This window comes from Bradyrhizobium australafricanum (assembly GCF_020329495.1).
GTDB lineage: Bacteria > Pseudomonadota > Alphaproteobacteria > Rhizobiales > Xanthobacteraceae > Bradyrhizobium > Bradyrhizobium australafricanum.
In genome coordinates this window covers 61,291-73,240 of the sequence record NZ_JAGKJL010000036.1, presented here as the reverse complement: position 1 = coordinate 73,240, position 11,950 = coordinate 61,291, and the positions used below count along the sequence as shown (strand labels likewise).

Here is an 11,950-nt window from a genome sequence, read left to right as displayed (position 1 = left end):
TTACGCCGGACCGCCGTCGCAGGCAATGCGCCTTGAGCCTGCATTGATCAAACGCTAGCCTCGCCGCCATGGACGCCGAGGCATCACCGACACGCTCCATTACCGGTCACGTCCACCGCGCGCTCGGCGCGATCGGGAGCGCGTGGCTGCGCACCGCGCGGCTGGCGCTCGATATCGCGCTGCCGACGCTATGCGTTTCGTGCCGTGAGCCGGTCGATGGCGAGGGGGTGTGCGCGGCCTGCTGGGCCAGATTGTCGTTCATCGCGCCGCCGTTCTGCCCGCGGCTCGGGATTCCCTTCGTCTACGATCCGGGGCCCGAGTTGCTGTCGATGGAGGCGATCGCCAATCCGCCGGCCTACCAGCGCGCCCGCGCCGCGGTGCGCTATGACGACGTCGCGCGCACGCTGGTGCACGCATTGAAATACCAGGATCGCACCGATCTGGCGCCGACAATGGGTCGCTGGATGGCGCGGGCGGGGAAGGAATTGCTAGCCGACGCCGATCTGCTGGTTCCGGTTCCTCTGCATTGGCGGCGCGGCTGGAGCCGGCGCTACAACCAGTCCGGGGCGCTCGCGAAGGTGATCGCGCTCCAGAGCGGCGTCAAAATGGCTGCCGAAGCGCTGCGGCGCATCCGCGCCACCGAGCAGCAGATCGGGCTGTCACGCAAGGATCGCGCCAGCAATGTGCAGGGCGCATTCGGGGTCGCCGACGAACGCAAGGCTGACGTCCAGGGCCGCCGCGTGATCCTGATCGACGACGTCCTGACCTCGGGAGCGACAGTGGACGCCTGCGCGCGGGCGCTGCTCCGCGCCAAAGCCGCGCAGGTCGACGTGCTGGTGTTTGCCCGGGTTGTCGATACCCACCGCGCTCCCATATAATCTGACATTCTGGTTCAACCGAGCGCACCATGACCGCTGCCATTGAAATCTACACCCGCCCGGGCTGCGGTTATTGCAGCGCGGCCAAATCGCTTTTGACGCGCAAGAACGCCACGTTCACCGAATTGAACGTCGCCAGCAACCCGGCCTATCGCGACGAGATGTACGGCCGCGCCGGTGCCGGCTCGACCTTCCCGCAGATCTTCATCGGCAAGACCCATGTCGGCGGCTGCGACGAGCTCTACGCGCTCGACCGCGAGGGCAAGCTCGACGGCCTGCTCAGCAACGGAGGCGGCGCCTGATGACGGAAAACATTTTCACCGCCGCCATGGTGCAGATGCGCACCGGATTGCTGCCGGAGCCGAGCCTCGAGCAGGGCACGCGGCTGATCCGCGAGGCGGCGGCGCAGGGCGCCAAGTACGTGCTGACCCCCGAGGTCAGCAACATGATGCAGCTCAATCGCAAGGCGCTGTTCGAGCATTTGGCGAGCGAAGAGGACGACCAGTCGCTGAAGGCGTATCGCGCGCTGGCCGCCGAGCTGAAGATCCACCTGCATATCGGCTCGCTCGCGCTGCGCTACTCGCCGGAGAAGGCGGTCAACCGCTCGTTCCTGATCGGGCCCGAGGGCAATCTGCTCGCGAGCTACGACAAGATCCATATGTTCGATATCGATCTGCCGGGCGGCGAAAGCTATCGCGAATCGGCCAATTATCAGCCCGGCGAGACGGCCGTGATTTCCGACCTGCCCTGGGGCCGGATCGGACTGACGATCTGCTACGACGTGCGCTTCCCGGCGCTGTATCGCGCGCTGGCCGAAGCCGGCGCATCGTTCCTCACCGTGCCGTCCGCCTTCACCCGCAAGACCGGCGAAGCGCATTGGCACACGCTGCTGCGCGCCCGCGCCATCGAGACCGGCTGCTTCGTGTTCGCAGCGGCGCAGGCCGGCCTGCATGAGAACAAGCGCGAGACCTTCGGCCATTCGCTGATCATCGACCCCTGGGGCGAGATCCTCGCCGAGGGCGGCGTCGAGCCGGGCGTGTTCCTGGCCGAGATCGATCCCGCCAAGGTCGAGACCGCACGCAAGACCATTCCCTCGTTGCAGCATGGCAGGCGTTTCGGCATTGCCGACCCCAAGGCCGGCCCGGAACATCTGCACCTCGTCCGGGGTTCGGCATGATCCGCTACACGCTGCGCTGCGAGCGCGGCCACCAGTTCGAGAGCTGGTTCCAGAGCTCCGCGGCCTATGAATCGCAGGAGCGGCGTCACCTGATCGATTGCCCATCCTGCGGCTCGAGCAAGATCGAGCGCGCGATCATGGCGCCGCAGGTCGTCAGCAAGAAGGGCCGCGAACCGGCCCAGCCGGCGCCGGCCGCGCCCGTCGAGGCAGCGGCGAGCGAGTCGACATCGCTGATGATGGCGCAGGAGCGCGAGCTGCGCAGCAAGCTGAAGGAGCTGCGCGACCACATCGTGAAGAACGCCGACAATGTCGGCGACCGCTTCCCGAACGAAGCACGCAAGATGCATTACGGCGATATCGAGCACCGGCCGATCTACGGCGAAGCCTCGCCCGAAGAGGCCCGCGCGCTGATCGACGAAGGCGTCGAGGTCTCGCCGCTGCCGACGCTGCCGGAAGACCGGAATTGATTCACTCCGTCATTCCGGGGCACGCGAAGCGTGAACCCGGAATCTCGCGCCGCAACCTCGAGATTCCGGGTTCGGTGCTGCGCACCGCCCCGGAATGACAATCTGGGAAGAGCATGACACCCGACTCATTCTCCTCCTGGCAGGTCTGGGCGTTTCTTTCCGCCGTCTTCGCCGCGCTGACCGCGATCTTCGCCAAGGTCGGCGTCGAGGGCATCAACTCCGATCTCGCCACCCTGATCCGCACCGTGGTCGTGCTGATCACGCTGTCGGCCATCCTGTTCGCGACCGGACAGTTCGCCCAGTCCGGGCCGATCTCGGGCAAGAGCTGGCTGTTCCTGCTGCTGTCCGGACTCGGCACCGGCGCGTCATGGATCTGCTATTTCCGCGCGCTCAAGCTTGGACCTGCGACGCTGGTCGCGCCGATCGACAAGCTCAGCGTCGTGCTGGTGGCGCTGTTCGGCGCGGTCTTCCTCGGCGAGCGCCCCTCGGCCTATGGCTGGCTCGGGATTGCGCTGATCTCGGCGGGCGCGGTGCTGATCGCGGTCAAGGGCTGACCTAGGCAGCGATCAATAAGGCGACGCCGATCACGATCAGGACGATGCCGAACACCTCGCGCAGCGAGAACGGCTGCTTGAGCGAGAAATACGCCACGCCCTGCGCGAACAGCACCTCGATCAGCGCCAGCGTGCGCACATTGGCGGCGGCGGTGAGCGCGAACGCCAGGAACCAGAATTGCGATGAGAACGCGCCCATGAAGCCCGCGAACATCGAGGGCCGCCACAGCTTGAGGATCGACCTCAGCACGTCGGGCGCGCGCAGCAACAGATAGACCGACAGGATCAGCGTCTGCACGAGGAGGCTCCACATCAGCGTGTAGGAGGCCGCCGTGACAAATGAGACTGAGGGCACCGCGATGATCGCGCCGCGAAAGCTCACCGCCGAGATCGCGAACACCGCGGCGGCGCCGAGGCCGAGCACGGTCGGGCGCAGGTCGGCAAAGCTCTTCTGCCCGCCGGGCCGCAGCGCGGTGATGACGACGCCGATGGTCGCGATCACGATCGCGATCACCTTGGACGAGGTGAGATGGTCGCCGAGGAAGATGAAGCCGAAGATCGCGGTCTGGATCGCCTCGGTCTTCATGTAGGCCGTGGTGACGACGAAAGAGCGGTCGTTCATCGCCAGCAGCATGAAGCCGGTGCCGACGATCTGGCTGAGCGCGCCGGTTACCAGCCACGGCCAGAACGCGGCCGCCGGCCACGGCACGCGATCGCCGGTCAACAGCACCGCCAGCGCGAAGAACACCACCGAGAACGGCAGCCCGAACAGGAAACGGATATTGGTCGCGCCCCAGGTCCCGAGCGGACCGGTCAGATGCCGCTGCATCGCATTGCGCGCCACCTGCCCGAACGCAGCGACGATGGTGAATGGAATCCAGAGCGAGGCGATCGTGAACATGGGGGATAAGGAAAGCATGCCGGCGGGAGGACACGCACAGCGTGCCGATTGCCGCTGACGCGGTCAACCGAGTGAGCGCATGACTGGATTGCGCGATGTCCACAAACTTCCGTAGCCCGGATGAAGCGAAGCGCAATCCGGGGCCAGCTCATCCGCGGACTAAGCAGTCCCGGATTACGCTACGCTCCATCCGGGCTACGCATTCTGTGTTCGCAGGGACGACACCTGTTGTGTGGCCAAGGCCGTGACACTCAACTCACACCTCTTCCGCCACCACCATGTAGTTCACGTCCATGTCGGTCGACACGGTCCATTTGTCGGCGAGCGGGTTGTAGACCACGCCGGCCTGCTCGGTGACGGTGAGGTTGACGTCGCCGAGATAGCGCTCGAGCTCGGCGGGAGTGACGAACTTGCTCCACTCATGGGTGCCGCGCGGCAGCCAGCGCAGCACGTATTCGGCGCCGACGATCGCCAGCGCAAAACTTTTCCAGTTGCGGTTCAGGGTCGAGACCACCATCAGCCCGCCGGGCTTGAGCATGACCGCGCAGCGCTTGATGAAGGCGCCGACGTCGTTGACGTGCTCGACCACCTCCATCGCCAGCACGATGTCGAAGCGCTCGCGGGCGTCCATCTCCTCCACCGTGGTGCAGCGGTAGTCGATCGACAGATGACCCTTGTCGGCGTGCAGCTTCGCCGCGGCGATGTTGGTGGCGGAGGGATCGATCCCGATTACCTGGGCCCCTAACCGCGTGAACGGCTCGCACAACAGGCCGGCGCCGCAGCCGATGTCGAGCAGGCGCAGGCCGGACAGGCAGCTGAGGCTCTTGGCGTTGCGCTCGAACTTGCGGCAGGCGGCGTCGCGGATATAGGTCAGGCGCAGCGGGTTGATCTTGTGCAGCGGCGCCATCTTGCCGCGCGGATCCCACCATTCATCGGACAGTTTCGAGAATTTCGCGACCTCGGCCGGATCGACCGAGCTGGCGGAGGCATTGGCGGAGGAACTGGCGGAGGAACCGGAAAGAGTTGATTGCGTGGCCATGATTGCGCGCGCCCCTATCGCGCGGTGATCGAATTGCGGAACGACAGCGGCGCGGCGATGGTCCTGATGGTCTCGATGCCCTCGCCGACGCCGCGGATGGTGACGTCGCCATAATTGAGCAGGCGCCCCATGATGCTCTGGTTGACGTCGACGCTCTCGACCTTGTCGAGGCTCATCTCGAAGGTGCGCCGCTTGATGAAGCCGCTCTTGTGCACCACGCGGAAATTGGTGACGTCGGTTTCGGTGGTCCAGCGGTGGAACCAGGCCGCGGCGGTCCAGTACAGCGCCGCGACCGCGACCACGGCGGCGGCCGCAAAGCAGGCCATCACGAGGCCGTCGACCGTCGTCATCCGCGACAGGATCAAGAGCGCCAGCACCACGATCCAGGCCCCGATCGCCGGCAAATAGAACATCCAGTGCGCATTGGTGGAATACAGCACCTTCTCGCCAGGCTGCAGGATCTCATCGATATAACGTCCCATCCAATCCGCCTTCGAGTTGTCCCGTGTTACCCGTGCGCCACAACCCGCCCGCAACCGGTCAAAACACCCCCAAAAGACACTCGAGGGCCCCCTACCTACCGGCTTGCCCCCGGGCGCGGCGCTATGTATACGCGCGTTTCGGTCCCCGCGCTTGCGGTTTTCGGCGTGGGTTAACCTACTTATCCTCTTAAAGGAATAGACGCGCCGTCATGGGCCGCCTCGTGATGAAATTCGGCGGTACATCCGTCGCCAATATCGATCGTATCCGCAACGTCGCGCAGCATGTGAAGCGCGAGGTCGACGCGGGCCACGAGGTCGCCGTCGTCGTCTCCGCGATGTCCGGCAAGACCAATGAGCTGGTGGCCTGGTGCACCGATGCCTCGCCGATGCACGACGCGCGCGAATATGACGCGGTGGTCGCCTCCGGCGAACAGGTCACTTCGGGCCTGCTCGCGATCGTGCTGCAGGGCATCGGCATCCAGGCGCGTTCCTGGCAGGGCTGGCAGATCCCGATCAAGACCTCGGAGGCGCATGCCTCGGCGCGCATCCTCGATATCGACGGCACCGAGATCATCACCCGCTTCAAGGAGCGCAAGGAAGTCGCCGTGATCGCCGGCTTCCAGGGCATCAATCCCGATACCGGCCGCATCACCACGCTCGGCCGCGGCGGCTCGGACACCTCGGCGGTGGCGATCGCCGCCGCGCTGCGCGCCGACCGCTGCGACATCTACACCGACGTCGACGGCGTCTACACCACCGATCCCCGCGTGGTGCCGAAGGCGCGCCGGCTCGACAAGATCGCCTTCGAGGACATGCTGGAACTGGCCTCGCAGGGCGCCAAGGTGCTGCAGGTTCGCTCGGTGGAACTCGGCATGGTGCACAACATGCCGATCTTCGTGCGCTCCAGCTTCGACAAGCCAGAGGATATCGACCCGCACGCCAACCAGCCGCCGGGCACGCTGATCTGCAGCGAGGAGGAAATCATGGAAATGCACGTCGTCACCGGCATCGCCTTCTCCAAGGACGAAGCCCAGATTTCCGTGCGCCAGATCGAAGACAAGCCCGGCGTCGCCGCCGCGATCTTCGGGCCGCTCGCGGATGCCAACATCAATGTCGACATGATCGTGCAGAACGTGTCCGAGGACGGCAAGACCACCGACCTCACCTTCACCGTTCCGGCCGGCGACTATAACCGCGCCAAGGACACGATTACCGCCGCCAAGGCCAAAATCGGCTACGCCCGCCTCGACACCGCGACCGACGTCGCCAAGGTCTCGGTGATCGGCAGCGGCATGCGCAGCCATGCCGGCGTCGCGGCCAAGGCGTTCAAGGCGCTGGCCGACCGCAACATCAACATCCGCGCCATCACCACCTCCGAGATCAAGTTCTCGGTCCTGATCGACGCCGCCTATACCGAGCTCGCGGTCCGCACGCTGCACACGCTGTACGGCCTCGACCAGGCGTAGGTTTGTGGGAGAGGGCGGGTTCGATGCGGGAGCATCGAAACCGGGTGAGGGGTCTGTCTCCGCGGATGGGGACCTCTCATCCGTCGCGGACTTCGCATAGCCGATGCGCAGCATCGGCGTCTTCCAGGGACGGCGGCCTGTGGACGCCTACGGACACCTTCCCCCACAAGGGGGAGAAGGGAAGAGGGTCCCCCAGCCGCGCCCCGGAGTTAGAATTTCTCTTAGCGGGCGCAGCATTGGGCTGACGCAGACGTTATTTGCTACTGGCAGGCGTTTTGCTTGGCAAAGCAAGCCTCGATTGGCTATACGGCCAGTCAGGTAGGCTGTCGCAAACTGTGGCACAGTTTCGGTGATCGCGAATCGGCGGGAACTGGCGAGCGGCGACACCGAATGACTAAAATTGTTGTTTTTGACGAGTTTTGCGCCAGCGGCCGGCCGCACCGGTGCGCTGGCTTCGCGGGGAGGGACTGAAACACATGCGGAGCGCGTCGGGAGGCCCCCGCATCCTGTTGAGACGGCTCCGCGAGACCATGGCGGAGCAAGTCTCCGCCCAGGAGCGGCTCGACAAGATCGTGGTGCTGATCGCGGCCAACATGGTGGCCGAGGTCTGCTCCTGCTACGTGCTGCGCATCGACAACACCCTCGAACTCTATGCCACCGAAGGTCTGAACCGCGACGCCGTCCACCGCACCGTGATGAGCGCACATGAAGGCCTGGTCGGCCTCGTCGCCAGCGAGGCGACGCCGCTCAATCTGTCCGACGCGCAAAGCCATCCGGCCTTCGCCTACCGCCCGGAGACCGGCGAAGAGGCCTACCACTCGTTCCTCGGCGTGCCGATCCTGCGCGCCGGCAACACGCTCGGCGTGCTCGTGGTGCAGAACCGCGCCAAGCGCACCTATGTCGAGGAAGAGGTCGAGGCGCTGCAGACCACCGCCATGGTGCTGGCGGAGATGATCGCCTCCGGCGAGCTTGCCGCGCTGGCGCAGCCCGGCGCCGAGCCCGCCGCGCGGCACTCGCTGCACAAGACCGGCGCGGTGCTCTCCGACGGCATCGCGCTCGGCCATGTCGTGCTGCACGAGCCGCGCGTCGTCATCACCAACTACATCGCCGAGGATCTGCCGAAGGAGATCAAGCGGCTCGACACTGCGCTCGCCAATTTGCGCGCCGATCTCGACCGCATGCTGGAGCGCGGCGACGTCGCCGACGGCGGCGAGCACCGCGAGGTGCTGGAAGCCTACCGCATGTTCGCCAACGACCAGGGCTGGTCGCACAAGCTGCATGAGGCGGTCGCCACCGGCCTCACCGCGGAAGCCGCCGTCGAACGCGTGCAGTCCGACACCCGCGCGCGCATGCTGCGCTCGACCGATCCCTATCTGCGCGACCGCCTGCACGACCTCGAGGATCTCGGCCATCGCCTGATGCGGCAGCTGGTCGGCCAGGACCATGCGCCGTCGCGCGAGCAGCTGCCCGACAACGCCATCCTGATCGCCCGCGCGATGGGCCCCGCGGCCCTGCTCGACTATGACCGCAAGCGGCTGCGCGGCCTGGTGCTGGAGGAAGGCACCGCGAATTCCCACGTCTCGATCGTGGCGCGCGCGCTCGGCATTCCCGCGGTCGGCGAGGTGCCGAACGCGCCCGGCATCGCCGATCCGGGCGATGCCATCATCGTCGACGGCATTTCCGGCGAGATCTATGTCCGCCCCTCGACCGAGATCGAATCCGCCTATGCCGAGCGCGTCCGGTTCCGGGCGCGGCGGCAGGCGCAATATTCGGCGCTGCGCGACAAGGCCTGCGTGACCAAGGACGGCCAGCCGATCGAACTTCTGATCAATGCCGGCCTGACCATCGACCTGCCGCATATCGACGACACCGGCAGCGCCGGCATCGGCCTGTTCCGCACCGAATTGCAGTTCATGGTGAGCCCGAACCTGCCGCGCTCGAGCGACCAGCTCGCGCTGTACCGCACCGTGCTCGATGCCGCGGGCTCCAAGCCCGTCACCTTCCGCACGCTCGACATCGGCGGCGACAAGGCGCTGCCCTATATGGAGACCGTGATCGAGGAAAATCCCGCGCTCGGCTGGCGCGCGATCCGGCTCGGCCTCGACCGTCCCGGCCTTTTGCGCGGCCAGATCCGCGCGCTGCTGCGTGCCGGCGGCGGCCGCGCGCTGAAGATCATGTTCCCGATGATCTCGGATATTGCCGAGTTCGACCAGGCCAAGGCGATCGTCGAGCGCGAGTTGACCTATCTGCGCCAGCACGGCCATTCGCTGCCCGAGCGGATCGATATCGGCACCATGGTCGAGGTGCCGGCGCTGCTCTACCAGCTCGACGAGCTCCTGAAGAAGGTCGACTTCGTCTCGGTCGGCTCCAACGATCTGTTCCAGTTCCTGTTTGCGGTCGACCGCGGCAATGCCAAGGTCTCCGAACGCTTCGACATTTTGTCGGCGCCGATCCTGCGCGCGCTGCGCGATATCGTGCGCAAGGCCAAGGCGGCGAAGAAGGCCGCCTCGCTGTGCGGCGAGATGGCGTCGAAGCCGATCGGCGCGCTGGCGCTGATCGCCATCGGCTACCGTTCGCTTTCATTGTCGGCAACCGCGCACGGCCCGGTCAAGGCGTTGATCCTTGACCTCGATGCCAAGAAGGCCGAAGCGATGATCAATCCGCTGCTGGACGCGCCGGTCGGCAGCGTCTCGATCCGCGCGGCGCTGACGAAGTTTGCGGAAACCGAGGGGCTGGCCTTGTAGCGACGCTGCCGTCGCCGCTGCCGCCCTTCCGTACCTTCCGCAATTCGAGATACCGCCATGCTACCCGAAGCCAAACTCGACGTCCTGCTCGCCCATCATGCCTCGCTCGAGGCCGAGCTGCTCGGCGAGGTCAAGTCCGAGCGCTATGTGCAGATCACGCGCGAGCTCGCCGAGCTCAACCCGCTGATCGATGCAGTGAAGCTCTATCGTTCTGCGCGTAGTGAACTCGCCGATACCGAGGCGATGCTGGCGGACGCCGGGACCGACGCCGAAATGCGCAGCATGGCGGAAGCCGAGCTGGAAACGCTGCAGGCGCGGCTCGGCGAGCTCGAGCAGCAGATCCGGATCGCGCTGTTGCCGAAGGATGCAATGGACGACCGCAACGTGATGCTGGAAATCCGCGCCGGCACCGGCGGCGACGAGGCCTCGCTGTTCGCCGGCGACCTGTTCCGGATGTATGAGCGCTTCGCGTCCTTGCAGGGCTGGAAGGTCGAGGTGATCTCGGCGAGCGAAGGCACCGTCGGCGGCTACAAGGAAATCATCGCCGAGGTGCAGGGCCGCGGCGCGTTCGCCAAGCTGAAATTCGAATCCGGCGTGCACCGCGTCCAGCGCGTGCCCGACACCGAGACGCAGGGCCGCATCCACACCTCGGCCGCCACGGTCGCCGTGCTGCCGGAGGTCGAGGACGTCGACGTCGATATCAAGGACACCGACTTGAGGATCGAGACCATGCGCGCGGGCGGCGCCGGCGGTCAGCACGTCAACAAGACCGAATCGGCGATCCGCATCACCCATCTGCCGACCGGCATCGTCGTGATGATGCAGGACAGCCGCTCGCAGCACAAGAACCGGGCGTCGGCGATGAACATCCTGCGCTCGCGCATCTACGATGCCGAGCGCCAGCGCGTCGAGGCGGCGCGCTCCGCCGACCGCAAGGAGAAGGTCGGCTCCGGCGACCGCTCCGAGCGCATCCGCACCTATAATTTTCCGCAGGGACGCGTCACCGACCACCGCATCAACCTGACGCTCTACAAGCTGCCGCAGGTGATCGCGGGCGAAGCGCTCGGCGAATTGATCGACGCGCTGACGACCGAGCACCAGGCGGCGCAGCTCGCCGCGCAGGGCGCCGCGGCCTGACGCGCGCCGCCGCTTGCGCCGGCGGATGCGTCGTTCATGGCTCGCCGGAAGAGGGAGAGGACTTCAGCAAGCGGCGCAACGCCGGGCTCGCGACGCGGCGCAGTTCTTCGATGTTCTTCTTCGAGACCGCCTGGAGCTTCTGCTCGCCCTTTGCCGTCAGCTTGAGCTGGACCCGCCGCGCGTCGTCGGGATCGGCAAGGCGGCTGACCAGCCCGAGCTTTGCCATGCGGTTCATCAGCTCGACGGCGGAGTGATGCCGGATCAGCAGGAACCGGGCGATGTCGCCGACGGTCGGCGGACCGGGATCGACGAAACCCTTGATGCCGAGCAGCGCCTGATGCTGCCGCGGCGTCATTCCGGCCTTCCGGGCGCCCTCCTCGCTGAATGCGAGAAACCTGCGCAGCTCGTAGCGAAACTGCGCCAGCGCCCGGTAGTCCACCGTCGCGGCCACGGCCTTGCGTTTGGTTGCGCCGGCCGGTGCTCGTCGTTGCTTTGGTTGCGGCATTCGATCGTCCTGCTGCTGGCTCGCTCCGCCGGACGGCAGACGCCGTGCAACGCTATCAAGCCCGCGCCGGACGCACCATACTACCGGCCGCCCTTCCACTCATGTTTTCAACGGTTTGACGATCGAGCGGCGGGGCCGGGCAAGCTCAGGGCTGCGGCCAGTGATCGTAGGTCGAGCTCAATATTTTCAGCAGCACGATCTGGAAGGCGACCGGAATCCGCGGGCTCCTGCGGCGAATGGATTTCTCCAGCGCCTCGGTGATCTCGCTCTTGGTGAGATGCCCGGCCGAGGCACGCGCGACCAGATCGCCCCAGACCTCCGACAACGACTTGCCGGTGTGATGCGGAGACGGGATCGTTATCCCGCGCGTCTCGGCCCAAGCGATGATCTCGCGCATGGTTTGCCGTCCGCAATTTCGCGCCGTCGCGAGATGGCGCGCGGTGAGCAGCCGCAACAGGTCGTCCGGCGGCGTCCAACCCACCTTCGGCGGCACTTCGTCGAGCAGCTCGACCGCCAGCTCCTTCAGGACGTTGATCGCGCGGATGCTCAGGCTGCCCGATTGCTCGGCGCCACCGTGCTCGGTCACGGCGTGCTCTCCGG

Annotated in this window: 13 protein-coding genes; 8 read left to right on the top strand and 5 right to left on the bottom strand. The window is 66.2% G+C overall.

The features are described 5' to 3' along the window. The first annotated feature begins 68 nt into the window (after nt 1–68). From J6525_RS28185 to J6525_RS28165, 5 genes are all read left to right on the top strand, one after another. Entirely contained in the window at nt 69–878 is an 810-nt protein-coding gene (locus J6525_RS28185) for a ComF family protein (protein WP_225647095.1), read from the top strand. A gap of 29 nt (nt 879–907) precedes the next feature. After that, complete coding sequence (gene grxC / locus J6525_RS28180; protein WP_225647094.1) at nt 908–1,180, top strand: glutaredoxin 3; 273 nt, start codon at nt 908–910, stop codon at nt 1,178–1,180. Further along, the gene (locus J6525_RS28175; protein ID WP_057015555.1) at nt 1,180–2,055 is read left to right on the top strand and encodes a carbon-nitrogen hydrolase family protein; all 876 of its coding nucleotides are present in this window, start codon (nt 1,180–1,182) and stop codon (nt 2,053–2,055) included. The genes grxC and J6525_RS28175 overlap by 1 nt, the downstream gene beginning before the upstream one ends. Continuing rightward, a complete protein-coding gene (locus J6525_RS28170) occupies nt 2,052–2,522 on the top strand; it encodes a DUF1178 family protein (RefSeq protein WP_225162707.1) in 471 nt (156 codons plus the stop codon). The genes J6525_RS28175 and J6525_RS28170 overlap by 4 nt, the downstream gene beginning before the upstream one ends. A 113-nt stretch (nt 2,523–2,635) precedes the next feature. Continuing rightward, nucleotides 2,636–3,076, top strand: a complete 441-nt coding sequence (locus J6525_RS28165) for an EamA family transporter (RefSeq protein WP_225647093.1) — start codon at nt 2,636–2,638, stop codon at nt 3,074–3,076. A gap of 1 nt (nt 3,077) precedes the next feature. Here the strand turns inward: J6525_RS28165 and J6525_RS28160 are convergent, their stop codons facing one another. The 3 genes from J6525_RS28160 to J6525_RS28150 all read right to left on the bottom strand — a co-directional run bounded on the left by J6525_RS28160 (nt 3,078) and on the right by J6525_RS28150 (nt 5,498). Further along, complete coding sequence (locus J6525_RS28160; protein ID WP_225647092.1) at nt 3,078–3,977, bottom strand: EamA family transporter; 900 nt, start codon at nt 3,975–3,977, stop codon at nt 3,078–3,080. 256 nt (nt 3,978–4,233) lie between these two features. After that, a complete protein-coding gene (gene ubiG, locus J6525_RS28155; RefSeq protein WP_225647091.1) occupies nt 4,234–5,016 on the bottom strand; it encodes a bifunctional 2-polyprenyl-6-hydroxyphenol methylase/3-demethylubiquinol 3-O-methyltransferase UbiG in 783 nt (260 codons plus the stop codon). A gap of 14 nt (nt 5,017–5,030) precedes the next feature. Next, nucleotides 5,031–5,498, bottom strand: a complete 468-nt coding sequence (locus J6525_RS28150; RefSeq protein WP_057015559.1) for a PH domain-containing protein — start codon at nt 5,496–5,498, stop codon at nt 5,031–5,033. A gap of 209 nt (nt 5,499–5,707) precedes the next feature. On the opposite strand from J6525_RS28150, the gene J6525_RS28145 reads away from it, so the two are divergent. From J6525_RS28145 to prfA, 3 genes are all read left to right on the top strand, one after another. Further along, entirely contained in the window at nt 5,708–6,964 is a 1,257-nt protein-coding gene (locus tag J6525_RS28145) for an aspartate kinase (RefSeq protein WP_092083106.1), read from the top strand. A 476-nt stretch (nt 6,965–7,440) separates the two neighbouring features. Continuing rightward, on the top strand, nt 7,441–9,708 hold the full coding sequence (ptsP, locus tag J6525_RS28140) for a phosphoenolpyruvate--protein phosphotransferase (protein ID WP_028343590.1): 2,268 nt from the start codon (nt 7,441–7,443) through the stop codon (nt 9,706–9,708). 57 nt (nt 9,709–9,765) lie between these two features. Next, nucleotides 9,766–10,845, top strand: a complete 1,080-nt coding sequence (prfA, locus tag J6525_RS28135) for a peptide chain release factor 1 (RefSeq protein ID WP_018269196.1) — start codon at nt 9,766–9,768, stop codon at nt 10,843–10,845. A gap of 34 nt (nt 10,846–10,879) precedes the next feature. On the opposite strand, the gene J6525_RS28130 is transcribed toward prfA, so the two are convergent. Continuing rightward, nucleotides 10,880–11,350, bottom strand: coding sequence for a MarR family winged helix-turn-helix transcriptional regulator (locus tag J6525_RS28130; protein WP_225647090.1), 471 nt, complete (start codon nt 11,348–11,350; stop codon nt 10,880–10,882). Between the two features lie 145 nt (nt 11,351–11,495). Continuing rightward, a complete protein-coding gene (locus tag J6525_RS28125) occupies nt 11,496–11,936 on the bottom strand; it encodes a hypothetical protein (protein ID WP_225647089.1) in 441 nt (146 codons plus the stop codon). Nucleotides 11,937–11,950: the final 14 nt, after the last annotated feature.

Coding starts and splice junctions, on each gene's coding strand:
- J6525_RS28185 (WP_225647095.1), top strand. CDS start 69: ATGGACGCCGAGGCATCACCGACACGCTCCATTACCGGTCACGTCCAC.
- prfA (WP_018269196.1), top strand. CDS start 9,766: ATGCTACCCGAAGCCAAACTCGACGTCCTGCTCGCCCATCATGCCTCG.
- grxC (WP_225647094.1), top strand. CDS start 908: ATGACCGCTGCCATTGAAATCTACACCCGCCCGGGCTGCGGTTATTGC.
- J6525_RS28130 (WP_225647090.1), bottom strand. CDS start 11,350: ATGCCGCAACCAAAGCAACGACGAGCACCGGCCGGCGCAACCAAACGC.
- J6525_RS28160 (WP_225647092.1), bottom strand. CDS start 3,977: ATGTTCACGATCGCCTCGCTCTGGATTCCATTCACCATCGTCGCTGCG.
- J6525_RS28175 (WP_057015555.1), top strand. CDS start 1,180: ATGACGGAAAACATTTTCACCGCCGCCATGGTGCAGATGCGCACCGGA.
- J6525_RS28150 (WP_057015559.1), bottom strand. CDS start 5,498: ATGGGACGTTATATCGATGAGATCCTGCAGCCTGGCGAGAAGGTGCTG.
- ubiG (WP_225647091.1), bottom strand. CDS start 5,016: ATGGCCACGCAATCAACTCTTTCCGGTTCCTCCGCCAGTTCCTCCGCC.
- J6525_RS28165 (WP_225647093.1), top strand. CDS start 2,636: ATGACACCCGACTCATTCTCCTCCTGGCAGGTCTGGGCGTTTCTTTCC.
- J6525_RS28170 (WP_225162707.1), top strand. CDS start 2,052: ATGATCCGCTACACGCTGCGCTGCGAGCGCGGCCACCAGTTCGAGAGC.
- J6525_RS28145 (WP_092083106.1), top strand. CDS start 5,708: ATGGGCCGCCTCGTGATGAAATTCGGCGGTACATCCGTCGCCAATATC.
- ptsP (WP_028343590.1), top strand. CDS start 7,441: ATGCGGAGCGCGTCGGGAGGCCCCCGCATCCTGTTGAGACGGCTCCGC.